This is a genomic window from Pseudomonas arsenicoxydans (genome assembly GCF_900103875.1).
Classification (GTDB): domain Bacteria; phylum Pseudomonadota; class Gammaproteobacteria; order Pseudomonadales; family Pseudomonadaceae; genus Aquipseudomonas; species Aquipseudomonas arsenicoxydans.
The window spans coordinates 4,815,000-4,840,789 of record NZ_LT629705.1; the positions used below are offsets into that span (position 1 = coordinate 4,815,000).

Annotated in this window: 23 protein-coding genes; 18 read left to right on the forward strand and 5 right to left on the reverse strand. The window is 58.5% G+C overall.

Annotated elements, in window-relative coordinates:
* The first annotated feature begins 82 nt into the window (after nucleotides 1–82).
* Nucleotides 83–991 (forward strand): LysR family transcriptional regulator, encoded by a 909-nt coding sequence (locus tag BLQ41_RS22470; protein ID WP_090184503.1) that lies wholly within the window; start codon nucleotides 83–85, stop codon nucleotides 989–991.
* Between the two features lie 9 nt (nucleotides 992–1,000).
* Here the strand turns inward: BLQ41_RS22470 and BLQ41_RS22475 are convergent, their stop codons facing one another.
* The gene (locus BLQ41_RS22475; RefSeq protein ID WP_008155229.1) at nucleotides 1,001–1,252 is read right to left on the reverse strand and encodes a hypothetical protein; all 252 of its coding nucleotides are present in this window, start codon (nucleotides 1,250–1,252) and stop codon (nucleotides 1,001–1,003) included.
* Between the two features lie 165 nt (nucleotides 1,253–1,417).
* Here BLQ41_RS22475 and BLQ41_RS22480 point away from each other — a divergent pair, with 165 nt between their 5' ends.
* Nucleotides 1,418–1,735, forward strand: a complete 318-nt coding sequence (locus BLQ41_RS22480) for a DUF883 family protein (RefSeq protein ID WP_090184505.1) — start codon at nucleotides 1,418–1,420, stop codon at nucleotides 1,733–1,735.
* A gap of 96 nt (nucleotides 1,736–1,831) precedes the next feature.
* Here BLQ41_RS22480 and BLQ41_RS22485 read toward each other — a convergent pair whose 3' ends face one another.
* Nucleotides 1,832–2,872 (reverse strand): Ldh family oxidoreductase, encoded by a 1,041-nt coding sequence (locus BLQ41_RS22485; RefSeq protein ID WP_090184510.1) that lies wholly within the window; start codon nucleotides 2,870–2,872, stop codon nucleotides 1,832–1,834.
* Nucleotides 2,873–3,100: 228 nt separating this feature from the next.
* On the opposite strand from BLQ41_RS22485, the gene BLQ41_RS22490 reads away from it, so the two are divergent.
* From BLQ41_RS22490 to BLQ41_RS22500, 3 genes are all read left to right on the forward strand, one after another.
* On the forward strand, nucleotides 3,101–7,957 hold the full coding sequence (locus tag BLQ41_RS22490; RefSeq protein WP_090184513.1) for a dermonecrotic toxin domain-containing protein: 4,857 nt from the start codon (nucleotides 3,101–3,103) through the stop codon (nucleotides 7,955–7,957).
* Nucleotides 7,958–8,052: 95 nt separating this feature from the next.
* Nucleotides 8,053–9,054 carry a FecR family protein gene (locus BLQ41_RS22495; RefSeq protein ID WP_090184516.1) on the forward strand — a complete coding sequence of 334 codons (1,002 nt, stop codon included), beginning with the start codon at nucleotides 8,053–8,055 and terminating at the stop codon, nucleotides 9,052–9,054.
* Nucleotides 9,055–9,322: 268 nt separating this feature from the next.
* Nucleotides 9,323–9,694 (forward strand): fe2+ zn2+ uptake regulation protein, encoded by a 372-nt coding sequence (locus BLQ41_RS22500; protein ID WP_090184519.1) that lies wholly within the window; start codon nucleotides 9,323–9,325, stop codon nucleotides 9,692–9,694.
* 17 nt (nucleotides 9,695–9,711) lie between these two features.
* Here the strand turns inward: BLQ41_RS22500 and BLQ41_RS22505 are convergent, their stop codons facing one another.
* Nucleotides 9,712–9,900, reverse strand: a complete 189-nt coding sequence (locus BLQ41_RS22505; protein WP_028620074.1) for a hypothetical protein — start codon at nucleotides 9,898–9,900, stop codon at nucleotides 9,712–9,714.
* Between the two features lie 157 nt (nucleotides 9,901–10,057).
* On the opposite strand from BLQ41_RS22505, the gene BLQ41_RS30725 reads away from it, so the two are divergent.
* The 6 genes from BLQ41_RS30725 (at nucleotide 10,058) to BLQ41_RS22530 (ending at nucleotide 17,534) form a co-directional block, all read left to right on the forward strand.
* Nucleotides 10,058–10,195 (forward strand): hypothetical protein, encoded by a 138-nt coding sequence (locus BLQ41_RS30725; RefSeq protein ID WP_165557409.1) that lies wholly within the window; start codon nucleotides 10,058–10,060, stop codon nucleotides 10,193–10,195.
* Nucleotides 10,196–10,459: 264 nt separating this feature from the next.
* Nucleotides 10,460–11,701, forward strand: coding sequence for an MdfA family multidrug efflux MFS transporter (locus BLQ41_RS22510; protein ID WP_090184522.1), 1,242 nt, complete (start codon nucleotides 10,460–10,462; stop codon nucleotides 11,699–11,701).
* A 21-nt stretch (nucleotides 11,702–11,722) separates the two neighbouring features.
* Nucleotides 11,723–12,853: a LuxE/PaaK family acyltransferase gene (locus tag BLQ41_RS22515; RefSeq protein ID WP_090184525.1), complete on the forward strand. Its 1,131-nt coding sequence runs from the start codon at nucleotides 11,723–11,725 to the stop codon at nucleotides 12,851–12,853.
* A gap of 1 nt (nucleotide 12,854) precedes the next feature.
* Nucleotides 12,855–15,257 (forward strand): acyl-CoA reductase, encoded by a 2,403-nt coding sequence (locus BLQ41_RS22520; protein ID WP_090184528.1) that lies wholly within the window; start codon nucleotides 12,855–12,857, stop codon nucleotides 15,255–15,257.
* 52 nt (nucleotides 15,258–15,309) lie between these two features.
* Nucleotides 15,310–16,599 (forward strand): AMP-binding protein, encoded by a 1,290-nt coding sequence (locus tag BLQ41_RS22525; protein ID WP_090184532.1) that lies wholly within the window; start codon nucleotides 15,310–15,312, stop codon nucleotides 16,597–16,599.
* Nucleotides 16,599–17,534, forward strand: a complete 936-nt coding sequence (locus tag BLQ41_RS22530; protein WP_090184535.1) for a GNAT family N-acetyltransferase — start codon at nucleotides 16,599–16,601, stop codon at nucleotides 17,532–17,534. Before BLQ41_RS22525 ends, BLQ41_RS22530 begins: the two co-directional genes overlap by 1 nt.
* Here BLQ41_RS22530 and BLQ41_RS22535 read toward each other — a convergent pair.
* Nucleotides 17,523–18,449: a LysR family transcriptional regulator gene (locus BLQ41_RS22535; protein WP_090184538.1), complete on the reverse strand. Its 927-nt coding sequence runs from the start codon at nucleotides 18,447–18,449 to the stop codon at nucleotides 17,523–17,525. The two genes, BLQ41_RS22530 and BLQ41_RS22535, sit on opposite strands and share 12 nt — an antisense overlap.
* 118 nt (nucleotides 18,450–18,567) lie before the next feature.
* Between BLQ41_RS22535 and BLQ41_RS22540 the strand changes: the two genes are divergently transcribed.
* On the forward strand, nucleotides 18,568–19,563 hold the full coding sequence (locus tag BLQ41_RS22540; protein ID WP_090184541.1) for an aldo/keto reductase: 996 nt from the start codon (nucleotides 18,568–18,570) through the stop codon (nucleotides 19,561–19,563).
* 43 nt (nucleotides 19,564–19,606) lie between these two features.
* On the opposite strand, the gene BLQ41_RS22545 is transcribed toward BLQ41_RS22540, so the two are convergent.
* The gene (locus tag BLQ41_RS22545; RefSeq protein WP_090184544.1) at nucleotides 19,607–20,137 is read right to left on the reverse strand and encodes a hypothetical protein; all 531 of its coding nucleotides are present in this window, start codon (nucleotides 20,135–20,137) and stop codon (nucleotides 19,607–19,609) included.
* Nucleotides 20,138–20,527: 390 nt separating this feature from the next.
* Here BLQ41_RS22545 and BLQ41_RS31430 point away from each other — a divergent pair, with 390 nt between their 5' ends.
* The 6 genes from BLQ41_RS31430 to BLQ41_RS22570 all read left to right on the forward strand — a co-directional run bounded on the left by BLQ41_RS31430 (nucleotide 20,528) and on the right by BLQ41_RS22570 (nucleotide 25,703).
* On the forward strand, nucleotides 20,528–21,082 hold the full coding sequence (locus tag BLQ41_RS31430; RefSeq protein ID WP_408003470.1) for a PDC sensor domain-containing protein: 555 nt from the start codon (nucleotides 20,528–20,530) through the stop codon (nucleotides 21,080–21,082).
* Nucleotides 21,083–21,478: 396 nt separating this feature from the next.
* Nucleotides 21,479–22,519 carry a methyl-accepting chemotaxis protein gene (locus BLQ41_RS31435; RefSeq protein ID WP_408003517.1) on the forward strand — a complete coding sequence of 347 codons (1,041 nt, stop codon included), beginning with the start codon at nucleotides 21,479–21,481 and terminating at the stop codon, nucleotides 22,517–22,519.
* Between the two features lie 225 nt (nucleotides 22,520–22,744).
* Complete coding sequence (locus BLQ41_RS22555) at nucleotides 22,745–23,191, forward strand: DUF411 domain-containing protein (protein WP_090184547.1); 447 nt, start codon at nucleotides 22,745–22,747, stop codon at nucleotides 23,189–23,191.
* The gene (locus BLQ41_RS22560; protein WP_090184550.1) at nucleotides 23,191–23,625 is read left to right on the forward strand and encodes a YqaA family protein; all 435 of its coding nucleotides are present in this window, start codon (nucleotides 23,191–23,193) and stop codon (nucleotides 23,623–23,625) included. Before BLQ41_RS22555 ends, BLQ41_RS22560 begins: the two co-directional genes overlap by 1 nt.
* Nucleotides 23,626–23,710: 85 nt before the next feature.
* Entirely contained in the window at nucleotides 23,711–24,736 is a 1,026-nt protein-coding gene (locus tag BLQ41_RS22565) for an alpha/beta fold hydrolase (protein WP_090184553.1), read from the forward strand.
* 13 nt (nucleotides 24,737–24,749) lie between these two features.
* Nucleotides 24,750–25,703, forward strand: coding sequence for a D-2-hydroxyacid dehydrogenase family protein (locus tag BLQ41_RS22570; RefSeq protein ID WP_090184555.1), 954 nt, complete (start codon nucleotides 24,750–24,752; stop codon nucleotides 25,701–25,703).
* Nucleotides 25,704–25,790: the final 87 nt, after the last annotated feature.

Genomic DNA, 25,790 nt, shown 5'->3' on the forward strand with positions numbered 1-25,790 from the left:
GGCAACTCCGAAAGCAATGAGGTGTTGCTCATTCTCAGGCGCCACGTGATCATGAATAAAGCCCTGTTCGCTGCTAACTGATATGAACCAAATGAATATCGCCGACGTCGACCTGAACCTGCTCAAAGTCTTTGAAGCGCTGCATGAAGAGTCCAGCGCCAGCCGCGCGGCGCTGCGTCTTGGGGTGACGCAATCAGCCGTCAGCGCCGCGCTGCGAAGGCTGCGCGAGGTGTATGGCGATCAGTTGTTCGTGCGCACCGGTCGCGGCCTTGCGCCAACGCTCAAGGCCAATCAGTTGAAACCGGTGGTGAGTGACGCGTTGAACAAATGCCGTCAGAGCCTGGCGATGGTCGATCCGGCGGCCCACCATTACGACGGACGCTCGGTCGCGCTGGGCCTGTCGGATGACTTCGAAATTGCTTACGGACGGCGATTGATCGAACACATTGCCGTCAGTGCGCCAAAGCTGCGGCTGATCTTCCGGCAAACCCACAGCCAGATCGTCGCTCAAGCGCTGATGGAGCGCAGCATTGATCTGGCGATCACCGCGGGCGGGTTCACCGAGCGGTTGCTCAGTCGTCAGGTATTGGGCGAAGGCGGCTATTTGTGCCTGGTCGATCCGCGCAGCCTGGGGCCAGGACAACAGGCAATCAGCCTGCAAGAGTTCGTCGCCCGCGAGCACATTCTGGTGTCGTCGGGCGGTTTTATCGGGATCACAGATGAAGGGCTGGCGGCGCTGGGACTGAGTCGACGGGTGTGCGCGTCAACCACGCACTTCGCGGCGTTGCCGCACTTGCTCAAGGGCAGCGAGGCGGTAGCGACCATTCCGGCGCACGCGGCGCAAAGCATCGCGGCGCTCAGCGGGCTGGCACTGCTGCCCTGCCCCTTGGCATTACCGCGCTACCCGATCGAGTTGGGCTGGCGCACCAGCACCCAGCTCGACCCGGTGGTGCTGAAAGTGCGTGAAGCCATTGTTGCGAGTTTTGCCTGACGGCTGCGTTTACTTGGCAGCCATCAACCGATTGACTTCACTGCGCACCATGTTCGCGAATTCCGGCGGTGACATGCCGTCGAGTTCGGCCCGAACCCATTCAGCCCACTTGCCTTTGCGCTTGGCGCGCTCGCCAAACAGGCGCGCGGCTTCGCCCTTGGATTTGCCGAGGTTGCTTTGCCAAAGGTCGAACAGACGGGATTTTTCATCTTCAAGCGCCGCGCGCTCGGCAAGGGGTTTGTCGGCCAGATTGAAGCTCATGGGAATTACCTGCTGCGTAAAATAGGCGACATCTTACACTGTAGGAGGAAATGTCCGACCCGGGATTTTTGTTCCGGGTGGGCGCGACGCGAAAATCGAGTGCAACTTTTTCGCCAGCGATAGACTCCATTGTTCACTGCCCATTTATCTGCAAGGAGTACCCCAATGGCCCGGAAAACCAACATACAAATCGCCCAGGACCAAATCAAGGATCAGGCGTTCAGCGAACTTCAGTCCCTGATCGAAGAGTCGGAAAAACTGCTCAAAAGCAGCGCCTCACTGGTCGGTGAGGAGGCAGAAACCCTGCGCGAACAAATCGCCCAGAAGCTCCAGCAAGCCCGGGATTCGGTCACCAGTGTGCGTGACCGTACCAAGCCGGTGGTCGATGCGACCGAAACCTATATCGGTGGTCACCCGTGGCAAACCGTTGCCATCTCCGCCGGTTTCGGCCTGGTGGTAGGCTTGTTGCTGGGCCGTCGTTAAGCGCTCACGCGTTCATGGTTACAGCGTAAAAAAGATAAAGCATAAAAAAGGCGAGCCTCGTGCTCGCCTTTTGCATGCCTGCGTGTAGCGGCGGCGTTACTGCCCCGCCAGTTCTCGCAGGTCAGCCAGGGTCTGAGCGTCCAGCTCGATACCTTGGGCAGCCGACTTGGCCCGTTGATGATGACGTCGGTCACCTGGCAAACGCTTGAGCCCCACGCCATGCATCTGCCGGACCAGTTCCTGACTGCGCTCGGCAAAGTTCTGCCCCGCTGCTTTGCTTGGGTCGATCACGATCAGCAACTGACCGGTCCACGGTGTCTTGGCTCCCGGATGATTCGACCAGTCGAACTCGAACGAAAAATTACCGCCGGTCAACGCCGCCGCCAACAACTCGACCATCATCGACAATGCCGAACCTTTGTGGCCGCCGAACGGCAGCAACGCGCCACCTTCCAGAATCGCTTTCGGGTCCTGAGTCGGCTGACCAAGGCTGTCTACGCCCATACCGACCGGCAAGCGTTCACCTTTTCGTGCGGCGATCTGCACATCGCCATGGGCGATGGCGCTGGTGGCGAGGTCAAAGACAATCGGCTCACCGTCAGCCCGAGGCGCGGCGAAGGCGATCGGATTGGTACCGAACAGTGGGCGATCGGCACCGTGCGGCACCACGCAGGTCATGCTATTGACCACGCTCAGCGCCACCAGCCCTTCATAGGCAAACGGCTCTACATCCGGCCACAGTGCCGCAAAGTGGTGGGAATTGCGGATCGCCAACACCGCGATGCCCGCGCTGCGAGCTTTTTCTACCAGCAATGCACGGGCAGCGGCGAGCGCGGGCTGGGCAAAGCCATTGCCGGCATCGACCCGGACGAAACCTGAGGCAACGTCCTCGACCACCGGCACTGCCTGGCCGTTGACCCAGCCGCTCTTGAGCGTCGAGACATACCCGGGGATGCGAAATACGCCGTGGCTGTGCGCGCCGTCGCGTTCAGCGCCGGCGCAATTGAGCGCCAGGGTCCTGGCGACGTCGGCAGACGTACCGTGACGCAGGAAAACCTGCTCAAGCAATAGAACGAGGGCGTCGAAATCAAGCGATTGGGTGGTCGAACTGACGGCCACTTCGGGCGTTGCGGTCATCTGAAGCTCCAGTTTTATTATTAAGTACGGGCACCAGGGAAAACGAGGTTGCATGGCAACCCACAGCAGACGTCGATTAAGCGCTGTTCTACGGGCGTCCTGTCAAGTCTCGACTGCCAGTTCGGTGCAAGCAATATGTACCGCATTTAAGCCCTTCCCGGGTCTTACTGTTTTTCCTCAACCGACAGCCTGTGATGGGCAATTGATCGCGGCACAAGAGGAAACACCGTGACAGAACCCGACCTCCCCTACTTTTTCGATGAGGCAGAACGTGCAGCCAACGCCAAACAGCCCGGCGACCGCGAAAAAGCGCTGAACTTCACAATGGATGACCTGAAGTGGCTGAAGAACGTTTACCTGGCCACTCATACGGCCCGCATCGCGCCAGCCAACCCCATGCACGTCGACCAATTGATGCTCAGTGCGACCGGCATGCAGGATATTCCACTGGCCGGCGCATTTACCATGAGCCGACCCGACGACGCCGAGGTCATGCTCTTCACACCATGGAAAGGCTTGATCAAGTTTGCCGACATGGCCGACCTTAAAAGCAAGCTCAAGGAATGGCTGGCCCGGGCCACCGGGAAGCGAGAGCTTTTACGCTTTCTGGCCATCGAACAGCGCAGCGCTTTGCCCTCTGCCACCGTCCCCGAGATCGCCACCCAAACCATTGACGGCGCGGTATTCCAGGCCCAGCAACTGATCCTCGATGGCAATCAGGCACAGAACATCAAGACAATGATCGGCGAGCTGGCCAGGCTGCCCACCTTGCAATCGATGCTGGACGACACCCTCAAACATGCGCTGCACAAGACGTTTCCCAAGCTGGACCAGCGCCTCACCCAGATGAAAAGTTTTGTCAGTACGATTTCAGCGTTTGACGGGAGCGACCATCACCACACGGTATCGGCGATGTCATTGAGTGAAACCCTGTTGCACGTTTACCTCACCAATCAGTGGCCTGCCGGCGTTTCCAGAGTCTTTGCCCACCCCGAGCTCAGCGTCAGCAGTGATGCCGATAACCAGGCGTGGGAAAGCGCCTTGAAAGAAACTGCGCAGAGCTTCACGCCACACTTGCACAGCCTGCTCGACACTTTCTGGAATACGCCCGTAAACAACGGGTTGTCACGCCTGAAGTTCTTTGCCGAAAGCTTGCGCGACACGTTCCACACGAGGCTTTTTCACCATCGCCAGCAAGGTATCTTGACGACGCATGAATACATACGGCTGATGAATGTCAGCCTCGCACCGAGCCCTGACGACCCGCTCAGTATTGAAAAAGTGCGGGTCGCCGCGCCCTTCGAGCACTTCGCGGAGCTCGCCTCGACCTTGATGATCAGCGGCACCGACACCCTGGGTTTTCTGTACACCCAATCCCGAGGCATCGAGGCGACAAGCAATCTGCCCGCCCTCAAGAAAATCGTGCTGCAAATGATGGCCAGTGAAGGGCATGAGGACGCGTTGCTCAATTTCATGTCTTTGGAGGAACGCGCCCGGTTCCTGGCGTTCAAGTCCGATGAGCGAGTGATTGTCGGTCACCCGATCGTCGGCAATGTGTTCGAACAATTGATGTCCGACATCCTCGACAAGCAAAAGGACAACCTGAGCCATGCACTGAGCCGCTACCGTGAAAGCGAAGGTTCGCTGGACCCTCACGCCCTGCTCGACAAGGCGCTGGATGTCCGGGGGCTGATTGATGACCGGCTGCTGTCTGCCGAAGCAGCAGGACGCTGGAGCACTCGGGTGGACCAACGCTGGATTGCGCAACCGGCAACCGTGCGGGCCGAGTCGGCCAAAGAGGCGCTGGCCTCGCTCGATTCCGTCGCGCAGGCGCTCGATCAACTGCGCGACAAACACCCGGCCATTCCCGCAACAACTCGTACGCACACCGAGGCACTCAGGCTCGTCGACGCTTCAGTGGCAAGCTTGCAATCGAGTTTTACGCATACCCTGTCAACGGCGTTACGCAGTGAGCTGAAGCTGCGCACAGTCTCGCGAACCCTGGGCACGGCCGAACAGGCAATCATCAAGACCGTACTCGATTCCCCTGTCCATCTACAGCGAGCGGCATTGAATGGTTTTTTGCCGGACGTATTTTCCCTGGCATTGAAGATGGCCGACGTGACCGACCCGGTGAAACTGGCCAGTTGTTTCGTGCTGACCGAACGTGGTGGCCTGGACCCCGTGCATTCCGGGAAGGCAATCTTGTGGACACCTGCCTGCGGATTCGAGTCCTTCAATGCATTGTCACTGTTGCAGACCGAGCTTGAGGCGCGCCTCGCCGACGACGATCATCGCTCCACCCTTCTGGAGAACCTTGGCCGCACCGAGCGCGTCCACGGCAAGGCGCCCACGCTGGCGCCGCTGCACCGAATCCAAGGGCATTTTCTTGAACACCTGCAAAAACCTCACATCCATCTGGACCTGACGAGCCTGACCCACGCGCTGGCCACGACGCTGCCTGCTGCGCCGCTCACCAGTCTCTTGAATCTGGTGACACTGCGTGAGCCCAAGACCGGACTGCACCGCGTGACGGACATTGCACAGTCTCTGACGACGCAACAAAAACTGCCGGCATGGCTGGCCAAAGCACCCATCGAAGACCTGATGCTGCATGGCGAACTGCTTCAGCAGTACCTTGATAACGTCAACAACGACCAGGACTACCTCACGGGCATCCGCTCGCTGCAACGCACGGCTCACCACGAGCTTGAGAAACGACTCAAGGCAGACGATATCAACATCGATCCGGACAAGGTTCAGGTGCAGATCAGCGCGCGCCCGACGTCGGCGGCTAGCACCCGGACCCTGACCGATTTTGCATTGGAGCACATCAAGGATCTGGAGCACGCCCGTTTCAAACTGGTTTCCCTGGATACCACCGTGATCCCTGAGGAGATGAACGAGCGCTACATCAAGGACCTGATCCGCGACCTGAAACCAGGCGAGCATCAGCAGCAAGTACTGAACCAGGCCCTCGCAGACACCCCGATAAATGCCGAGCGCAGGAAGCGCTTTCACACTCAATTGCCCTGGCAACTGATGCACTACGCCCACGAGGAACGACTGCAGGAGTGCCTGAGCCAAACAGGGTTCGACCTGATCCGGCAAGTGATGAACATGCCCGACGCCATCGCCCGTGCCGCCGTCCACGGTGCCGAGGCGATCATCCGCCCGCTTGAGTTGCTCGGTATCAAGCAGGCGCAGGCCCTCAAAGTGCCCGGCGTGTATCTGATCGGTTCGCTCACCGACCGTGCTGCGCCGCAGGTGCTTATTGCACCGCACAGTCCTCGGCACAGCGTGAAGGAATACAAAAATGAAGCACAACTGCTGGCAGAACTGAAAAGCCGCGGGCCATTGCTCGACTGGGTGCTCATGAACCTGCCACAGCCTGATCGGACGCACCTGGAATACCGAATGATGCTCAACCCTCAGCGTGTTGCCAAAGGCATGCCTGCGAACTCGGACAATCGCCCCGGCGAGGTCAAGCTGGCGTCCAGTCCCCTGACGGGCCACCTGTTCAAACACCTCTTCAATGACAACGCCGCGCTATTGTCCCGATTGCTCGGCTGTCAGTCCGACGATAAAAAAGCCAATGAGTGGACAACCATCAAGCGGGTGCTGGGCGAAGATGTGCACGAGGCATCCTCGTTTTGCATGGGCAAACTGGCGTACCCCCAGACCGTGTGGCGCAGTTACCGCGATATCAAGCAATCTGCCGAGGACCTTCAAACGCATAAATGGGCGGCTGCCATCAGAGAGTTTATCAGCGGCATCTCGCAACTAGCCGCGTTGCGCCAATCGCTGGGTGAGCAAACGCCCCTGTCTGTGACGCCGGCCGTGCCTACCACAGAAACCTCCGCCAGCCGTTTTGACTGGCATCACGTCGACATCACCGCGCCAGAACGCACGAAATTGAGCCGTCACGAATGCATTGATCTGGACCTGGGCTCCATGACACACGATACGGCGCTTGGGGTTTACACCCATCCGGTCAGCAAAAAACACTATGCACCGGTCGAGGGCAAGGTCTATCCGGTGGCCAAGCGTGGCATTCGGTGGCGCATCGCGGCGCCCGGCACACTGGGAGCGAAGCTTGAACAGAACGTCGTCAGGCAATGGGTGCTGGCCGAGGAAAAACCGGCCCCTCGCTTCAGCTTGCTCAAACGCCTGCGTACCGCGCTATCGGTTTGGAATGGCATGAACGTCAATGCTCGCGGGATGAGAGAGATCCGTCGGTTCTTTCCGCACAAAGCCCGTCAGATTGATGAATCGCTGGACCTGGCAACGACCTACGCCTGGAACAGTTTTCGCAACCTGCAACTGCTGAAGACTTCTGAAGGCACGGTCACCCCGGTGCATCAAATCATCATGGATTTCATGGGCGTGACACAGGTGGAGTCCATCCATATCGAGAAGATCGAAAAAGTCGTCGAAGACATTTTTGCAGCGCTGCTGGACCCCACGCTCAGAAAACCGGACTCCAACCGAATGGTGATAGGCAACACGATCGGGGACTCCGAAAACGTCTTCGGTTTCACCGTGCCAACGGACATCAAACGCAAAATTTATCTGGCCGAACGGTTCTTTACGCCCAGGTTCAATCACTACCGCCAGCATCTTTCTGATCCGGACTTTCCGATCAGCACCCATGCCCGAGCGACGACCCTTATTCATGAGATTTCACACATTGTCTGTGACACCGTTGACATCACCTACCTTGATCCCGGCAGGCCGTTCGTGGAGCTGATCGGTACAGCGACCCCGATTGCCACGGAACTCAAGAATGCCTTGTCCACCACTCAGGAAACGGCACTGTCGATCAAGACACCCCTGAGTCAACTGTTCATGAACCTGGACCCTGATACCGGCGAGTGGGAGGACCTGGGCAACACCTTTTTTGAAGATACTCGCAAGATAAAGCAGCGTGTTCTGGCGTTGACCGGGGCCGAAAACCTCAGCGGTGCCCGCCACACCTTCAGGCGAGATCCACTGATCAGGTTGAACGTGCAACTCGCAAACGCCGACAGCGTTGCCTGGCTGATCAGTCATCTGGGACGGCAGCTGCACGTCGATACCCCATGATCAGAGAATAGTGCTCATTTGATGGGTAATTGCCATTACGGCAGTTCTCGCAGACTTCCTCTCAAGGTTAGAATGCGGGACATCAGGATGAGTCAATGACCGACAGTTCTCTCTCGCAAGCCGAATATGACGCGATCACCGACGCCGCCGCGCACTGGTGCACGCGTCTGCACGCCATCGATTGCACCGCGCAAGAGCGGATCGCCTTCGAACACTGGCGTGATGCTCATCCGCTGCATGCGTTCGAGTACGAGGCCATTCTGGAGATCTGGGAAATCGCGGGCGATTTGCCCCGGCCCGACGCTGTCGAGCCTATTGCCCACAGCCGACCGGTAATGCCTTGGCGCACGCTTGGCATCGCCGCCGCTATTTGCGCCCTGGCGGTGCCGCTGGCGCTGTATGGCGGCTGGAACATGGGCTGGTTACCCAATTCGTATCAGCATTTTGAAGCGCGCGACACTGTCCGCCAGGTCTCCCTCAGCGATGGCAGTCAGGTCGAATTGAACCTCGGCAGCGAACTCACATTCAGCAATTACAAGGATCAACGTCGGATCACGCTGGAAAAGGGTGAAGCCTTCTTCAGCGTCAGCCATGACGCCAGCCATCCATTTATCCTCAGGGCCGCGGACGGTAGGATTCAGGTCACCGGGACCCGATTCAACGTCTGGATGTACGAGGATCAGGTGCGCGTCAATTTGATCGAAGGGTCGGTTCTGGTCAGCAGCAGCGGTGACCTTGCAGGGGATGGCATGCGCCTGGGGCCGGCCATGCAGGCACGTTACAAACGTGGTGACTTCACGCCCCAAATCAGCCAGACCGACGCCAATGACAATTCACTTGCCTGGCGCAGCGGCAAATTGGTGCTCGATAATCTGGAATTGAACGACGCGTTGCCGTTGATCAATCGTTACCTGAGTAAACCGGTGATGGTGGCCGATCACAACACGGGCTCGATTCGCCTGGGCGGCATCTACAACATCAAGGAGCTCAATACTCTGGTGGCGTCCCTGCCCAAAGTGTTGCCGGTCTATCTGACCCGCAATAAAGAGGGCAATCCCGTCCTCAATTCGATTCCGCAGCAAGCCCCGAAAAGCTGAAGGCCGCCACCCTGCCGGGTGCGGCCTTCGATGTTCATTGCGCTGCGACCGTCACTGTCTTGTCATCCTGCTCACGGATCGTCAGGACCGAAACAAAAGACAAAAATTTAGCCGCCTAAAGACACTCTTCGCGGGTTTCTTACATGCCGCTCACGCGACGGCGACAAATTTTCTACATTCAGGCCCTCATCATTAGTCGTACTCGTTCGTATTAATGATTGAGAGCCCCCCCTCACATTTCCTGGCCGGTTCCGAAAAGGAGTTTTGCATGTACAACTCGCAACTGCCAACGGACGGTAGCGATGCGCCAACGGACGCCTCCCCGGGCTCCGGCATGTTCAGTCAACGGGGCGAGCGCAATGGCAACGAGCGGATCAGATTGCTGCTCAAGAGCTTTGGCCTGCGAACCAGCCTGATTCGCCTGAAAGTCATCGACGCCTTGCTGACCGCCGCCGAAAGCGAGCGCAGCCTGGGTGTACGAGGCGTGCACGGATATTTGCTGGACCTGGATATTCCCCTGTCGTTTCTCAGCGTGCGCGAAGTGTTGAAACGCTTGTGCAGCGAAGGCGTGATCATTCTCAATCCAGACAAGAGCTACAGCCTGCATCCGCACGCTGCAGCCATGCTGCGCGGCGAATAATCAGCCCAAGGCGTCGCTCAAGGCTTGACCTTGCGGCGCATCACGCCATTGATGACCACCACGATCACCGCCACACCGATGGCGATGTACTGAAACAGCTTCTCGCTGATGACGCCTGTGTTTTGCAGATACGAAAGGCCGAACATGATCCCCAGCACCACCAGGGAGATCAGAATCGAATATTTCAAACGTTGCGACTGAGTCATTGCGAGTTCCTGAACCTGAAAAATGTATCCGGTTTGTATCCGAGAGCATACCAAGCCCCTACCTTTTCGCGGGGATGGAACGCTACAAACGGGGTCTCATGTTACAGCCGATGAAGAGTTTTGGCTTCATGACGGCGATAACCATGAGGATCTAAAAATGTTTCGTCGAATCACACTGCTGATTCCCCTGCTCGCTCTCCTGACCCTTAGCGGCTGCATCGTTTTCCCCCACGGCGGCTGGCACGGCGATCACCATTACGACCGGGGCGGACCCGGTTATTACCAACACCGATAACGTCGGGCCAGGATCATTAATTAATTAAACGTCATTCGTATATTTCCAGTTCCTCACCTCACTGAAAAAATGCCCGCTCGCTGCGGGCATTTTCCTACAAGCAAATACACTTTATTCCCGCCGCTTATTGTACTTCGAAACATAACGAAAATTATTGAAGCATTAAGTCTCAATAGTTGATTGTAACTGCCCATCAGTGACGTTTAATCTCCCCGCCTCGTTTCAATCTCGTTATTAAACCGTGAGCAACAAAGCCGGGATGTCATGCACAAACCTTTAATACACATCAGTTCTTTCCACTTGCTCGGCTTTTGCCTTGCAATAACACTTTTCGAACTGCTGACCTATATGGCCAGTGACCTGATTATGCCCGCGATGTTAACCGTCACCCAAGATCTTGACGCCAGTGCAAGTCATGTTCCCCATGCCTTCAATCTTTATCTGGCGGGCGGCATTCTTCTGCAATGGCTGATTGGTCCGCTGTCGGATCATTACGGACGGCGCAAACTCTTGCTGATCGGTTGTGCGGTATTCGCCATCGCCAGTGCAGCGGCATTCAACGTGCAACACATCTATGCGTTCAATGGCCTGCGACTGATTCAAGGTCTCGGTTTGGGATTTGTCATCGCCGTCAGCTATCCCGCCTTGCAGGAAGTGTTCAGCGAAGTCGATGCGGTAAAAATCATGGCGTTGCTGGGAAACATTGCGCTCCTTTCTCCCCTACTGGGGCCGCTACTCGGCAGTCTGCTGCTGGAGTGGTTCTCCTGGCGAGAGCTGTTTTTACTGCTGGGTACCGGCGCAGTCGTGGTCTGGCTCGGGCTGTATGTGTTCATGCCGGAAACCGTGGGGACCTTGCGCCACGACGGTCAGCGGCTGGCGGCAGTGCCATTTCAATGGGGCGGCACGATGCGGCGCTATGCGGCGTTGCTCACCAACCCGCGCTTCCTGAGCGCCACTGTCGCACTGGGTGTCATGAGCCTGCCATTGATTGCCTGGATCGGCCTGGCGCCGCTCTTGCTGATCCACAATCAGGGCCTCACACCCTTGCAGTATGGCCTGTGGCAAATCCCGGTATTTGCGGCCGTCATCCTCGGTAATTTAATTCTCAACCGATTGATTGCCCACACGCAATTGCCACAGCTGATCCGCTACGCGCTCTGGCCGTTTTGCGCCGGACTCATCGCCTTGATCGTCATCAGTTTCAGCACGGCCTCTACCCCCTTGCTGATCATCTGCCTGAGTCTCTACGCCATCGGCCTTGGCATGAGCAATGCCGCGCTGTACCGCCTTGCGCTGTTTACCAGCGAGGACAGCAAGGGACTGGTTTCGGCCATGATCGGCATGCTGTCGATCGCCATCATGGGTGGCGGTGGATCGCTGATTGCAGCCGCCGGCGCCGGTGACAGTCACGAGTCGTTCGCACTCATGGCCGGCATTGCAGGACTTATGTGCCTGCTGCCCTTACGACTGTTTCTGCGCCGCCCTCACTTCGTGCCTGCTGTCTGACACAACACCATAGGTTTCTCGATGATCCATTTACCCCATACCGATGCGCTTTGCGCGTTAGCGCAACCCTATTGCCTGGAAGCCGTGCCCGAAGGCTTGTTCGATCAGGCCATGGGGGAAATCAGCCTCTTCCATTGCCACCACACGCCAGGCTATGAACGCTGGCTGAACGCCAATGGCCTGGGAACGCAAGATCTGGAGACGCTGGACGACTGGTCGAGATTGCCGCCGATCTTCGCCAATTACTTCAAGCGTCACTTGTTGTTCGGTCCCACGGGCGAAGGCGCGCTGGAACTGACGTCATCGGGCACCAGCGGCCAGAAGAGTCGCATGCGCTACGACTCGCGCAGCATGGCCGCGGCGCAAGGGATGGTCAGTCATATTTTTCGCCACTATGGTTGGGACACGCCTGACAGCCCCTGCAATTACTTGCTCCTGAGCTACGAGCCCAAGGCTGCAATCACCCTGGGTACCGCCTACACCGACCAGTTTTTGTGCCGTTATGCGCCGGTCAACCGCGTCGCCTACGGATTGCGCCTGACGGGCACGGGTCATGAGTTCGACCTGTTCGGAGTGATTCGCGCATTGCAGGATTTTGCCGAGGAAGGTTTGCCGGTGCGGATTCTCGGCTTTCCGGCATTTCTTTCCCATGCGCTGCAGCACATGGAAGACACCGACGTAGCGGATCTGCAACTGCCGGCCCAATCCCTGGTGTTTCTCGGCGGCGGCTGGAAAACCCAGGCGGCGCAAGAGATTCCCCTGGCGCGTTTGTATGGACGGATCAATCGTCAGTTGGGCATCGACCTGTCTCGCTGCCGCGACGGCTATGGCGCCGTCGAGCATGCCGTGCCCTACATCCAATGTGCCCACCAACATTTCCATGTCCCGGTGTACTCGAAGGTTTTCGTGCGCAATCCATCCGACTTCACTGTTCAACCCTATGGCCGGCCCGGTTTGCTTGAGTTCGTGTCGCCCTACATTTCGTCCAGCCCGGCACATGCCGTGGTGATGGGCGACCTGGCAACGCTGCATCCCGGGACAGCTTGCGGGTGCGGCCTTGCAACCGATTGGTTCGAACTGCATGGACGCGCCGGCACCACCGCCAGCCGAAGCTGTGCGATGGCGGCATCAGAATTGTTGGGAGGGGCATGACATGTATTTGATCAATGGCCAATTACGCGATGACGTGACCCTTGAGGCCACGCTTGATCGGCTTCACAAACAGTTGCCAGACCTGCTGAACGTGCCGATCGACAGTGAAACCGTCATCGAAGCCGCCGCTCGTTTCAGCCTGCAACTGAACGCGCGCCGACTCGACCTGCCCCTGGACGACGATCAACGCCAAGGGCTCATCGATTTCTGTTCACACAGCAATCTGAACACAAAAATCGAGCGCGAGCTGGGTGTACAACCGCGTTCGCTGCGCCGCATCGACTACCAGCAAGCCTGCTTTGAAAGTTGGCACCCTCTGGGACTGGTGGTGCATGTGACGCCTGGCAATGCGCCGATGCTCGCGTTCTGTGCCGTGCTCGAAAGCCTGCTGGCCGGCAACATCAATTGGCTACGTCCCAGTTCCAGCGATGAAGGCCTGACTGCACGCTTATTGGCAGCGCTTGTGCAGTGCGACGCCAGCGGCAAGCTCGCCGACTTCATCGCGGTGCTGCCGGTCACTACTGCTCAGATTCCCCTGCTGTGCGTTCAAGCCGACGGGGTGGCGGCGTGGGGCGGGGTAAATGCCCTTAAAGCGATCCGCCAGCACCTGCCGGCGGGATGTCGCTGGATCGATTGGGGGCACAAGATCAGTTTTGCCTACCTGACACCCGAAGCCGCCGACTCATCGACGCTGGAGGCGCTGGTGGATCAAGTGTGCAGCCTGGACCAACAAGCGTGTTCCAGCCCGCAATGGTTACTGGTGGACAGTAACGATCCAGCCATCCTGCGAGACCTGGGTGAACGCCTGGCCGAGTCGTTTACACGTCGAGCGTCACAGTGGCCAGCGCTGGTGCCGACCGATCAAGAGGCTTCGGAGATCACCACCCGCGTCGCCATGGCGCGACTCGATCATTGTTTTGCGAATCAGGCGGGTCAGGTCTGGGCCGGTCCCGGGTGGCGGATTATCTGGGATCATCATCAAACGCTCGCGCCGTCGCCATTGTTTCGTACATTGTTGCTCAAACCGGTGCCGCAGGAGCTGCTTGCCGAGACGCTATTGCCTTGGCGCACCGTCCTGCAAAGCTGTGCGCTGATCTGCGCGGCGGCTCAAACGCCCGCATTGGTGCGCACGTTGGTCAATGCCGGCGTCACGCGCATCGCACCGTGCGAGCAGATTCACGACGGTTATCCCGGAGAACCGCATGACGGTGTCTACGCCCTGTCACGCTTGAGCCGCCGTCTCTCGGTGAGCCTGCCGGCGCAAGCGGTGCCGGGTCGGGGGACACTCGACGCACTGCCTGCCGCCCCTGCTCCGGGTCATGACCCGATCATGGACAAAAACGCGTTCATGACCCAGCCGATGAGCGCCAGCGCACAGTTGTTTTTCCGCTCTGGGGGCAGCAGCGGCACACCGGCACTGGCCGGGTTCAGCTATCGCGACTTTGAGCGGCAAATGCGCGCCGTGGCAGACGGCATTTTCGCCGCCGGCCTTGATCCCTCGACGGATCGGGTGATGAACCTGTTTTATGGGGGTGGCCTGTATGGCGGCTTCTCGAGTTTCACCAAAGTGCTGGAACAGTTGGGCGCAACGCACCTGCCCATGGGGGCGCCATACAACGATGATTTCAGCGAAATTGCCCAGATGATCGTGGACCATCGAGTGTCCGTGCTGATCGGCATGCCAAGTACGCTGCACCGACTGTTTTTCAATGAGCAAACGCTTCTTCGGCAGTATGCCGGCATCACCAAAGTGTTTCTTGGCGGCGAGCATCCAGGCGAAGCCACGATACGCCTGATGGAAAGCTGCGGCGTCTCGCTGATCCGCTCCGCGATCTATGGCTCGGTCGACGCCGGCCCGCTGGGGCATGCCTGCTCGGCAACGGCGGACGGCGTGTTTCATTTGATGTGCGATACGCAGCATCTGGAAATCGTCCACCTCGAAGAGGACCTGCCGGTTGAGGCCACCGAGATCGGCCGGTTGTTGTTCACATCAAAAGCACGCCAGGGTCAGGCGGTGCGGCGATACGAGGTGGGCGACACAGGTCGCTGGATACCCGGCGCCTGCCCTTGCGGGCTCGATTCACCGCGATTCGAATTGCTGCAACGCCACGGCAAGCTGCTGCGCGTTGGCACGGAGTTCATTTCACCGTCAGCGCTTCAGGACGCCATCAGCGGCCCTGTCCAAATCATCCTGGATCATGCCCCCGATGGCAGGGAGCGGATGCTGGTATTGACGAACTCAACGAGCAGCAACGTATTAGATCAACTATTGACTCACGCGCCCGTGGCCAATGCTGTGAACGCCAAGCTGTTAACCGTCGAAGTTCGACAGTGCGCCGAATCCGGATTTGCACGAAATAATCACAGCGGCAAAACGCCCCTGGTTATAGACAAAAGAATATAAAAACAACTTTGCCAACACTTATAACCGTGAACGCCTGGCAGGAAAGAACCTTGTGAAATCAACTTACTCGCTTGAACAACTCGTGCCTTACATACGCAAACATTCAAATTTTTATCAGGCACACCTGCAACACTTGCCAACTGACACCCTGACATTGAAAGATCTTCCGCTGACCTCTGTGGCCAACTATTGGGCTGACAGTAGCGATCTGGATCGTTGGCCAGTGCTGACGGCTGAACTCAGCGATGGCGTCGTATTTAAAACGGGCGGATCGACCAGCGATGGCAAGTTGTCGGTGTATACCGTCAGCGAATGGCAAACACTGGTCAGTACTTTCGGCGACAGTGTTTCCTGTCAACTGAAAAACGGCGACCGAATCGCCAACCTGTTTTTTTGCGGTGATCTCTATGCCAGTTTCGTGTTCATCCATGACGCACTGGCGCACGTCAAACGCTCGATCTGCGAGTTTCCTTTTACCGGACAGGTCAGCATGGACGTTCTGGCCGATGCGCTGGACCGACACCGAATCAATGTACTCGTCGGAGTACCGGCGCAGTTGCTGCAACTCGCCGCCTACCTGAAAGAGCAAAAGCAAGTGCTGTCGGGGGTCGATACCTTGCTGTACGGCGGCGAAAGCCTGTTTGCCTCGCAGTTGGACATGCTGCGCGAGGTTCTGCCAAACGTGCGCATTGCTTCCATCGGCTACGCCAGCGTCGATGCGGGTCTAATTGGTGCAACCAGCCGTGATTGCGCCCTCGGCGAACACCGGATGTTTGAACCGCAGACGGTGCTGGAGATCGTCGATGAGCTCACCGGCGAAGTCATCGAGGAATGTGACCGAACCGGGATGCTGGTAGTGACCAATCTCACCCGTCGGCTCATGCCGCTGCTGCGTTATCCGGTAGGAGACCTTGCTTGCTGGCGAGAGCCCAGCGCCACGCCCATGCGAAAATTTGCCATCAAGGGACGTAGCGCCCACAGCCAACGGGTTCGGGTGGGCATGTTTTCGTTGCTGATCGACGAAGTGCTGCACATGGTCCGCAATGTTACTGGCAGCGACCAATGGCAATTACGGATCGAGCAGCTGGGATGCAAGGACATTGTGAGCGTGAAGTGGGTTCCTTTCGATCAGGCCGCGGACACCTTTGCGGTGTCCAGTGCGTTATATGAAGCGCTCATGGCCCACTACCCCGCCATCGAGCACCTGACGCAAGAAGGCCTGCTGGAGTTGCGGGTGCTGTCATGCGCCGTTACGGAGTTGAAGCTTCACCCTCGCTCCGGCAAACAGATGCGTGTGCTGGATTTGCGCACCTATGACACCCCATCGTCGGAGTCCGCGTGATGACTGAGCTGATTTTTCGTCGCTATCGATCCTCGGACGCTCGGGGCGTGAGCCAGTTGTTTCGCGAGGTCTATGGCGATATCTATGTCCAGCCGGATGTTTACCTGCCAAACATGATCAGCCAGCACAATGCCGATGGTCGCTGGATGTCCATGCTGGCGGTAGAAGATCATCGCGTGCTGGGCCACGCGGCGTTGTGTCATGACTTGCCTTCTGGCACCACCGAACTGGCCCTCAGCGTCGTGCATCCCGCCGCGCAGGGACAAAGCATCGCGACCCGCCTTTCCCGAGAACTGCTGGAGCAAGCAGGTTCGCTGGGGTCAACGAGTGTTGTGATCAAGCAAGTCACTCACCATTCCTATACGCAGCGCATGGCGACCACTATCGGTTTCCAGAGCACCGGAGTGCTACCCGACTACGTCCCCTCGCCCTTCGCCGAGCCACTTGCGGAAACGATCGTGATGGGCTGTTACCTGGTCGAGGGGAACATCCGACCGCTTCCAGACATTGCGTGGCCAGAGAGCTGCCGTGGCTTCATGGAGCATTTGTGTTCGGTGTTTGGAACGCAGGCCGATGTGCCATCGCTGTCTTCGATACCGTTGCAGATCACGCAGCACCATCACCGCTTCGAAATCGTCATCCAGCGGCTGAATAAACATCTGCTGGAACAAGTCCGGCAGTTGCCCGGCCATTGGCTGATCTCGGCAAGGGTCGAGTTGTCCGCGCACTTTGCCGAAGCCTTGCACAGCTTGACGATGCTCGGATTCGCCTTCACCGGGCTGACGCCCGCGCCCGGGCGTCATGGATGGTTCGCCCTGTTTCATCGCGGGGCGCAGCCTCGATCCCTGAGCCTGCATTGCCCCCACATGCAGCAGTTGCACAACGACCTGCAGCACAACGCTCAACCTCTGCGTAGCGCTCGCTCAGCGGCTTGAGACTTTTCGATGAAAGTCATTGCCCGGTTGCGCGCAAAGCTCTACCAACCAGTCGACGAACACCCTCACACGCCGTGACAACTGGCGGTGAGGTGGATACAGCGCCGTCAACGGCATTCCCGGTGGCGGCACCGCTTCAAGCACTTCGCACAATCGCCCCTCCTTCAACTGACGTGCAACGTGGTAGTACGGCGCCTGCACCAGGCCGTATCCCGCTTCACACGCCGCCAGGTAACCATCGGCGCTGTTGACCGATACGTGTCGGGGCAGGTCAATCACCTGGACCTGATCGTCGACCATGAACTCCAGCCCGAATCGCTTGCCGGTCGTACTGGAGAAGTACTCAACCATCTGATGCCCCTCGAGCTCCGCGAGACTGTGTGGCGCGCCGTGGCGTTGCACGTAGTCGGGGCTGGCGCAGGTGACCTGGTCCAGCATCACCAGCGGCCGGGCTACCAGCGAATCGTCCAGCGCCGAACCGCCGCGAAGCACGCAATCGACGCCCTCGCGAATCAGGTCGACAGGCCGATCGTTCAAGCCGATGTCCAACTCGATCAACGGATAGCGCTGGGTGAATTGCGGCAACGCCGGAATCACCAGCAGCCGCCCGATCCCGGACGGCATGTCGACGCGCAGCAACCCTTTTGGATTGTAACGGGCCGCGCTGAACACCGCTTCGGTCTCTTCCAGATCCGCCAGCAAGCGAACGCATCTTGGGTAATAGGCTGCGCCATCGAGGGTCAGGCTGATCTGCCGCGTGGTGCGTTGCAGCAGTTGCACCCCAAGATGAGCTTCAAGCTGTTTGACCAGGACAGTGACAGAGGCACGGGGCAATTGCAGGCTGTCCGCCGCTTTGGCGAAACCGCCCAGCTCGACGATTCGGGTAAAGACGCGCATGGCATTAAATCGGTCCATTGCTCTGGCCATCCAGCTAATTATTTAGAAATTACGAATAGTGATAGCAGTTTTAGCCGGTTTATCTTGTTTCTGTCGAGGTCAACACTAGGGGCCTTCACCACAGGGAGTTGATTTCATGCAAACACGTCAATTGGGCAAAAACGGTCCGCAAGTTTCCGCTATCGGGTTGGGCTGCATGGGCATGACCGATTTCTACACCACGGGCGTCGATACCCGCGAAGCCACCGCCACCTTGCACCGTGCGCTGGAGCTGGGCATCAACCTGCTCGACACCGCCGACATGTATGGTCCGCACACCAACGAAACGTTGATCGGCAAAGCCATTGTCGGCAAACGCGACCAGGTATTTCTGGCCAGCAAGTTCGGGATCGTCCGCGATCTGTCGAACCCCGACGCACGTGGCGTCAATGGCCGGCCGGAGTACATTCGCGCGGCGATCGACGGCACCTTGAAGCGCCTGGGCGTTGAAACCCTGGATTTGTATTACCAGCACCGGATCGATCCGCAGGTGGCCATCGAGGAAACCGTCGGGGCGATGGCCGAACTGGTGAAGGCTGGCAAGGTTCGTTATCTGGGGCTGAGCGAAGCGTCGGTAACCACGCTGGAGCGCGCCCACAAGGTGCATCCGATCAGCGCACTGCAAAGTGAATATTCGCTATGGAGCCGCGATCAGGAGGAAAACGGATGCCTGGCCGCGTGTCAGCGCCTGGGCATTGCTTTCGTCCCTTACAGCCCATTGGGGCGTGGCTTTTTGACCGGAGCCCTGAAAAGCCCGGACGACTTTGCCGCTGACGATTACCGTCGCTTCAGCCCGCGTTTTCAAGGTGAAAACTTCGCCAAGAATCTGTTGCTGGTGCAGCAGGTGCAAGCCCTTGCCGCGGACAAAGGCGTGACCGCCGGGCAGCTGGCGTTGGCGTGGGTGTTGGCGCAGGGTGACTACCTGATCCCGATTCCAGGGACCAAGCAGCGTAAATACCTTGAAGAAAACGTCGCCGCGCTGGACGTCAAGTTAAACCCGGAGGAGCTGCAGGCGCTGGAAGCGATATTTCCCGCACATGCCACCGCAGGCTTGCGTTATCCCGAGGAAGTCATGAAGTTGCTCGACCGCTAACCGCCATCTGGCCCACCCGCAACCCGGGTGGGCCAGTACTGAGTCAGGCCTTGCCTTTAACGCCTTTGTCAGTCGGCACTGTCGTACCGTTGCCCTTGCCGTAAGTTTGCAGGTTCTGCAGAACGTAGATTGCCTTCTTGTATTCCGGGATCAACCCAGCAGCGTACTTGTCGCCCTTGATACTGTTGCTCTGGATGGTGTCGAGTTGCGTGGCGAAATACGCCAGGGCATTAAACTTGGCATCCGGGTCACTCTGCACGCCGAAGCGGTCGAACTTGTCACCGGCATTCATCAGCGTCATCGCCGTAATGTCAGAAATCAGCCCTCTATCTCTCAAGAAGGCACTGAGATTGCCCAACTGTCTGGCCGATACGTTTTCCGGGTCGAAACCTTTTACGTTTCGGTGGATTTTCAGCTCATCCATTTTCGCCGTATTCAGCACGCTTGGATTATTGCCCACCAGCGCCAGCATTTGCCTGACTCGGGCGCTTTGCGTGACAACTTTGCCACCGCTCGTGTCCTGAACCAGTAATCCCGCCTTGGCCGTCCAGCCCCCGGTTAAGCCGATAGTCATGAATGAACTCCCGACTGCGTGACCATAAAAACTCCTTGTTTAACCGACTTTAGTGCGGGCGAGTATCAGGCTGGCAACTAGCCACACCAACAATTATTTGTGTTTTTTACAATTCTCGTACAATTCGGATACAACGCCGACAGTGCCTTGTTTCATTGGCCTATCCCAGCTTCTGGTAATGGGCATAGCCAACTTATTCCGCTGTTTGCACGGCTTGGTTAGTTTGTTTGTATCAGGATCGATACCCGCCAGACACGAAGCGTCCGTCACCTGCGCCTCGTCTTGCACGTCCGTACCTAAAGCTCGCCGTCAGCAGGCCGATAGCCCCATGAAGCGCCGATTTTTTCATAGCGAAACCCACAATAAGAACGCTGCACAAGGACCGGTCCCATGCCCGCATTCCGCACCATCCAGGCTCGCTACACCCTGTTTCTGGTCCTGTTCATCCTTCTGCTGTTCGTGCTGACAGTCGTCGGCATCAGCCAGTTGGTCGCCCCAAAACTTCGCCACACCGAAGAACAGGTGGCCCTCAACCGCATTGCCGAAGTTGCCGAGCAAATCCAGGGCGAATTGAACAAGGTCCAGGCGCAACAGCGCAGCATCACCCAGACCATTCCCCTGCTCGACAGTGCGGCGATCGATACGGTGTTGCCGGGCCTGGTTGATCAGTACGGCGAGTTGAAAGTCTTTGGCGGCGGGATCTGGCCGTTGCCCGGCCAGCGTGAAGCCGGGCGCAACAAATTCAGCACCTTCTGGCACCGCGATGCCTCGGGCAAGTTGGCGGTCAATACCTTCTGGAACAGTGACGCCGCCCCCAACTATTACGACCAGAGCTGGTACAAGGGCGGCATGCAAACCCCGCGCGGCCAATGCGCCTGGGCTGCCGCCTATAAAGATGACGCCAGCGCCGAGCCGCGCACCAACTGCGCCATGGCCATTCAGTAAAATGGCGCCGCGTACGGTGTGTCAACCATCGACGTGACCCTGGGCTTCTTCAATGACCTGATCGCACGCAAGGAAAAAGACCTCGGTGCAGAAATGCTGATCGTCGAAGCCGATGGCAAGATCATCAGCAACAGCTCGCGGATCAGCGGACCGATTGTGCTGAAGAACATCAGTGAACTGGCCGGCAACTCGCCTTTCGCCAGTCAAGTGAAGGCAGGCCTGCAAAACCGTGATCAATCGCAGCGGGTCGAATTCGACAACAACGGCGAGGCCAGCACCTTCTTCATGCGGCCGATCGAAGGCACGCCGTGGTTCCTCGCCACCGCCCTGCCGACCAAACTGATCACCGCCCAGCGCGACGACGTGCTCAGCACCTTGAGCCTGCTGCAGATTCCGATGGTGATCCTGTTGGTGTTGCTGCAGGTCTATGCGATTCGCCAACTGATCAATCGCATGAAAATCCTCAAGACCAACATCGAAGCGCTGTCCGCCGGCGATGCTGACCTGACCAAACGCATCACCATCCGTGCCGAAGATGAACTGGGCGCCATCGGCCATTCGGTCAACGCGTTCATCATTTACTTGCAGAACATGATCGGCGAAATCACCCAGGCCACCGGCGCCATGGCGTCCAGTCTGGACAACCTGCAGCGCACCTCCGCCCACACCAGCCAGATTCTGGTGCGTCATGCCTCGGAGACTGATCAGACCGTCACTGCGATCACCGAGATGAGCTCGACCGCTGAAAGCGTCGCGCAGAACGCCGCTGAAACCGCCGCTTTCACCCAGCGCGCCAATGAAAACGCCGACCGTTCGCGGGTGGTGGTCGGCGAAGCATCCAGCAGCGTCATCGCGTTGATTGACGAAGTCGCCAGCGCCACGCACAAAGTCGAAAGCATGCAACAGGACGCGCAACGCATCACCGAGATTCTCGGGGTGATCGGCGCCATTGCTGGCCAGACCAACTTGCTGGCGCTCAACGCGGCTATCGAAGCGGCACGGGCCGGTGAGCAAGGTCGCGGGTTTGCGGTGGTGGCCGATGAAGTCCGCGCCCTCGCCGCCCGTACTCAGGCCAGCACCTCGGAAATCAATGAAATGCTCAAGCGCCTGACTCAAGGTGTGAGCTCCTCGGTCAGCGCGATGGAAAACACCCAGGCCAGTTGTCAGTCCGCCGCCGATGCGACGGCGCGGGTCAACTCGGGCCTGGATGAAATGGCCGGTTCGGTCAGCCACATCAACAGTCTGAGCACGCAGATCGCCACGGCCGCCGAGCAGCAAAGCGCGGTCACGGAGGAGATCAACCGCAGCATGGTACAGATCCGTCACATGGTTGATGAACTGGTCAAAAGCGGCCAGGCCAGCGAGCTCAATACTCATCAACTGCTGGAAGCCAATGCACGCGTCAGCTCGATCATGGGGCGGTTCAAGGTTCGCTGATGACACAGCCCCCCGTAGGAACCGTGTAGGAGCTGTGTAGGGGCTGTCGAGTGCAACGAGGCTGCGATCTTTTGACTTTGTTTTTTAAGGTCAAGATCAAAAGATCGCAGCCTCGTTTCTCTCGACAGCTCCTACAGGAATTACTTCGAAACAATCTCGCTCCGTTTTAATGGCTAAAGTGTTCAAAATGGCTCTTTTTGACCGCCATCCGAGTCGAGATCCCCCATGCGAAACCACCTGCGTCTGGTCGCCCTGAGCGCCCTGTTCATCTCCTCCCTGGCCCAGGCCGCCGAGCTGATCCCCATCGAAGTCCACCGCGATGCCAATTGCGGTTGCTGCAAAAAATGGATCAGCCACCTCGAAGCCAACGGCTTCAAAGTCGAAGATCACGTCGAATCGGACATGAGCCAATTCAAGCAACAGCACGGTGTGCCACCGCGCCTGGCCTCCTGCCACACCGCTCTGATCAATGGCAAGTTCGTCGAAGGCCATGTGCCGGCGGATCAGGTGCTGGCCTTGAGCAAGCGCGATGATTTGCTGGGTGTTGCCGCGCCGGGCATGCCAATGGGTTCGCCCGGCATGGAAATGGATGGCATGAGCGATGCCTATCAAGTCATCGGTCTGAAAAAAGATGGCACCGATGTCGTGGTGGCGGACTACCCCGCCCATTGATGTCCGGCGCGTACATCGGGCTGTTCTTCGCGGCATTCGGCGCGGCCACGTTGCTGCCATTGCAGTCCGAAGCGCTGCTCGTCGGGCTGCTGCTCAATGGTCAATACTGGTTGTGGTCGTTGCTGGCCGTCGCGACGCTGGGCAACGTACTCGGCTCGGTGGTCAATTGGTGGCTGGGACGCGGCATTGAGCGGTTTCGCCACCGGCGCTGGTTTCCGGTCAGCCCGCGCCATCTGGAAAAAGCCCGACGACACTATCAACGCTACGGCCATTGGTCATTACTGCTGAGCTGGGTGCCAATCATCGGCGATCCGCTGACGCTGGTGGCCGGTGTGATGCGCGAACCCTTCGGGCGATTCCTGTTGATCGTCACCCTGGCCAAGGGCGCGCGCTACGGTGTGCTCACGCTGGCCACACTGGGCTGGATCGGTTGAACGATCAGAAGCGCGGATTGCCAGTGTTTAATGTCGCCCTAATCATGCCGATCCAGCATCGGTGGGTTTTCTACGGAGTTCACCCATGTCACTTGCCCTCTCCCGCTGGCTGCCCGGTCTGTTCCTGATGGCGGCCCTGCCTGTCCTGGCCCACGCCGAAGGCCCGGAATACGGGCCGCAACTGCAAGGATTCACCTACCCCTACACGGTCAAACATTTCGAGTTCAAGTCCCAGGGGCAGTCCCTGCAGATGGGTTACATGGACGTCGCCGCCCACGGCAAGCCCAACGGGCGCAGCGTGGTGTTGATGCACGGCAAAAACTTCTGCGGCGCCACGTGGGACAGTTCAATAAAAGCAATGAGTGAAGCCGGTTACCGGGTTATTGCGCCGGACCAGATCGGCTTCTGTACGTCCAGCAAGCCGGATCATTACCAGTACACCTTCCAGCAATTGGCGACCAATACCCAACAACTGCTCAAGGCCCTGGGCATCCAGAAGGCCAGCGTGCTGGGCCACTCCACCGGAGGCATGCTCGCCACACGGTATGCGCTGCAATACCCCGATCAAGTCGAGCAACTGGCGCTGGTCAATCCCATTGGCCTGGAAGACTGGAAAGCCCTCGGCGTGCCGTATCGCAGTGTCGATCAATGGTACGAACGCGAGCTCAAACTCAGCGCTGACGGTATCCGCACCTATGAACGCAATACCTACTACGGCGGTCGCTGGAAGCCCGAGTTCGACCGCTGGGTCGACATGCTCGCCGGCCTGAACAAGGGTCCGGGACACACGAAAGTGGCGTGGAACTCGGCGCTGATCTACGACATGATCTTCACCCAGCCGGTGTACTACGAGTTCAAGGACCTGAAGATGCCCACGCTGTTGCTGATCGGCACGTCCGACACCACGGCCATCGGCAGTGATATCGCGTCACCGGAGGTCAAGGCGAAGCTCGGTCACTACGACGTTCTTGGCAAACAAGTGGCGAAGCTGATCCCGCAGTCGACCCTGGTCGAATTCCCTGGCCTGGGCCACGCGCCGCAGATGGAAGAGCCGGCGAAATTCCACCAGGCCCTGCTCGACTGGCTGAACAAAACCAATCCCGTTCGTTAAGGAGGTAAGGCTGATGGCAGTGCAGATAGCGGTGATCGATGATTGGCAGGACGTGGCCCGTGATGTGGTCGACTGGTCCGCGCTGGACAGCATCGGCGAGGTCAGCTTTGTTCATGACTATCCGGCCGACAATCAAACCCTGGCACAACGCCTGGGCGCATTCGAGGTGATCTGCGTGATGCGCGAGCGCACCCGATTCGATGCCGACCTGCTGCGCCAACTGCCCAAGCTCAAACTGCTGGTCACTGGCGGCATGCGCAATGCCGCGCTGGACCTCAAAGCCGCCGCCGAACTGGGCATTAAAGTCTGCGGCACCGACAGCTACAAACACGCGGCGCCGGAACTGACCTGGGCGTTGATCATGGCCGCGACCCGCAATCTGGTGGTCGAAGCCAATGCCTTGCGCACAGGCAAGTGGCAGCAAGGCCTGGGCGGCGACCTGCATGGTAAGACCCTGGGGATCCTCGGCCTTGGCAGCATCGGTAAACGCGTCGCCCAGTTCGGCCAGGTGTTCGGCATGCGGGTGATCGCCTGGAGCGAAAACCTCACGCCTGAACGCGCCGCAGAAGCGGGCGTGACCCATGTCAGCAAGCAGGAACTGTTCGAGCAGGCCGATGTGCTGTCGGTGCATCTGGTGCTCAGCGAGCGCAGCCGGGGATTGGTCGATGCCCAGGCGCTGGCCTGGATGAAACCTTCGGCGCTGCTGGTCAACACCGCCCGCGGACCGATTGTCGATGAAGCAGCGCTGATCAAGGCGTTGCAAAAGAACCGGCTTGCCGGGGCGGCACTGGACGTGTTCGACGTGGAACCGTTGCCCGTGAATCATCCGTTCCGAACGCTGGAAAATGTGCTGGCGACGCCGCATGTCGGTTATGTCAGCCAGCAGAACTATCATCAATTCTTTTCGCAGATGATCGAAGACATTCAGGCTTGGTCGGCGGGAGAACCGATTCGATTACTGATCTGATACCGAGTCATCGTTCTTCGCGGGCAAGCCCGCTCCCACATGAATCGCGTTCCTACTGTAAGAATGCGGTCACCTGTGGGAGCGGGC

Bases quoted from the DNA above. Each gene is read 5' to 3' on its own strand.
- BLQ41_RS22470 (WP_090184503.1), top strand. From the start codon at position 83: ATGAACCAAATGAATATCGCCGACGTCGACCTGAACCTGCTCAAAGTC.
- BLQ41_RS22475 (WP_008155229.1), bottom strand. From the start codon at position 1,252: ATGAGCTTCAATCTGGCCGACAAACCCCTTGCCGAGCGCGCGGCGCTT.
- BLQ41_RS22480 (WP_090184505.1), top strand. From the start codon at position 1,418: ATGGCCCGGAAAACCAACATACAAATCGCCCAGGACCAAATCAAGGAT.
- BLQ41_RS22485 (WP_090184510.1), bottom strand. From the start codon at position 2,872: ATGACCGCAACGCCCGAAGTGGCCGTCAGTTCGACCACCCAATCGCTT.
- BLQ41_RS22495 (WP_090184516.1), top strand. From the start codon at position 8,053: ATGACCGACAGTTCTCTCTCGCAAGCCGAATATGACGCGATCACCGAC.
- BLQ41_RS22500 (WP_090184519.1), top strand. From the start codon at position 9,323: ATGTACAACTCGCAACTGCCAACGGACGGTAGCGATGCGCCAACGGAC.
- BLQ41_RS22505 (WP_028620074.1), bottom strand. From the start codon at position 9,900: ATGACTCAGTCGCAACGTTTGAAATATTCGATTCTGATCTCCCTGGTG.
- BLQ41_RS30725 (WP_165557409.1), top strand. From the start codon at position 10,058: ATGTTTCGTCGAATCACACTGCTGATTCCCCTGCTCGCTCTCCTGACC.
- BLQ41_RS22510 (WP_090184522.1), top strand. From the start codon at position 10,460: ATGCACAAACCTTTAATACACATCAGTTCTTTCCACTTGCTCGGCTTT.
- BLQ41_RS22515 (WP_090184525.1), top strand. From the start codon at position 11,723: ATGATCCATTTACCCCATACCGATGCGCTTTGCGCGTTAGCGCAACCC.
- BLQ41_RS22520 (WP_090184528.1), top strand. From the start codon at position 12,855: ATGTATTTGATCAATGGCCAATTACGCGATGACGTGACCCTTGAGGCC.
- BLQ41_RS22530 (WP_090184535.1), top strand. From the start codon at position 16,599: ATGACTGAGCTGATTTTTCGTCGCTATCGATCCTCGGACGCTCGGGGC.
- BLQ41_RS22535 (WP_090184538.1), bottom strand. From the start codon at position 18,449: ATGGACCGATTTAATGCCATGCGCGTCTTTACCCGAATCGTCGAGCTG.
- BLQ41_RS22540 (WP_090184541.1), top strand. From the start codon at position 18,568: ATGCAAACACGTCAATTGGGCAAAAACGGTCCGCAAGTTTCCGCTATC.
- BLQ41_RS22545 (WP_090184544.1), bottom strand. From the start codon at position 20,137: ATGACTATCGGCTTAACCGGGGGCTGGACGGCCAAGGCGGGATTACTG.
- BLQ41_RS31430 (WP_408003470.1), top strand. From the start codon at position 20,528: ATGCCCGCATTCCGCACCATCCAGGCTCGCTACACCCTGTTTCTGGTC.
- BLQ41_RS31435 (WP_408003517.1), top strand. From the start codon at position 21,479: ATGGTGATCCTGTTGGTGTTGCTGCAGGTCTATGCGATTCGCCAACTG.
- BLQ41_RS22555 (WP_090184547.1), top strand. From the start codon at position 22,745: ATGCGAAACCACCTGCGTCTGGTCGCCCTGAGCGCCCTGTTCATCTCC.
- BLQ41_RS22560 (WP_090184550.1), top strand. From the start codon at position 23,191: ATGTCCGGCGCGTACATCGGGCTGTTCTTCGCGGCATTCGGCGCGGCC.
- BLQ41_RS22565 (WP_090184553.1), top strand. From the start codon at position 23,711: ATGTCACTTGCCCTCTCCCGCTGGCTGCCCGGTCTGTTCCTGATGGCG.
- BLQ41_RS22570 (WP_090184555.1), top strand. From the start codon at position 24,750: ATGGCAGTGCAGATAGCGGTGATCGATGATTGGCAGGACGTGGCCCGT.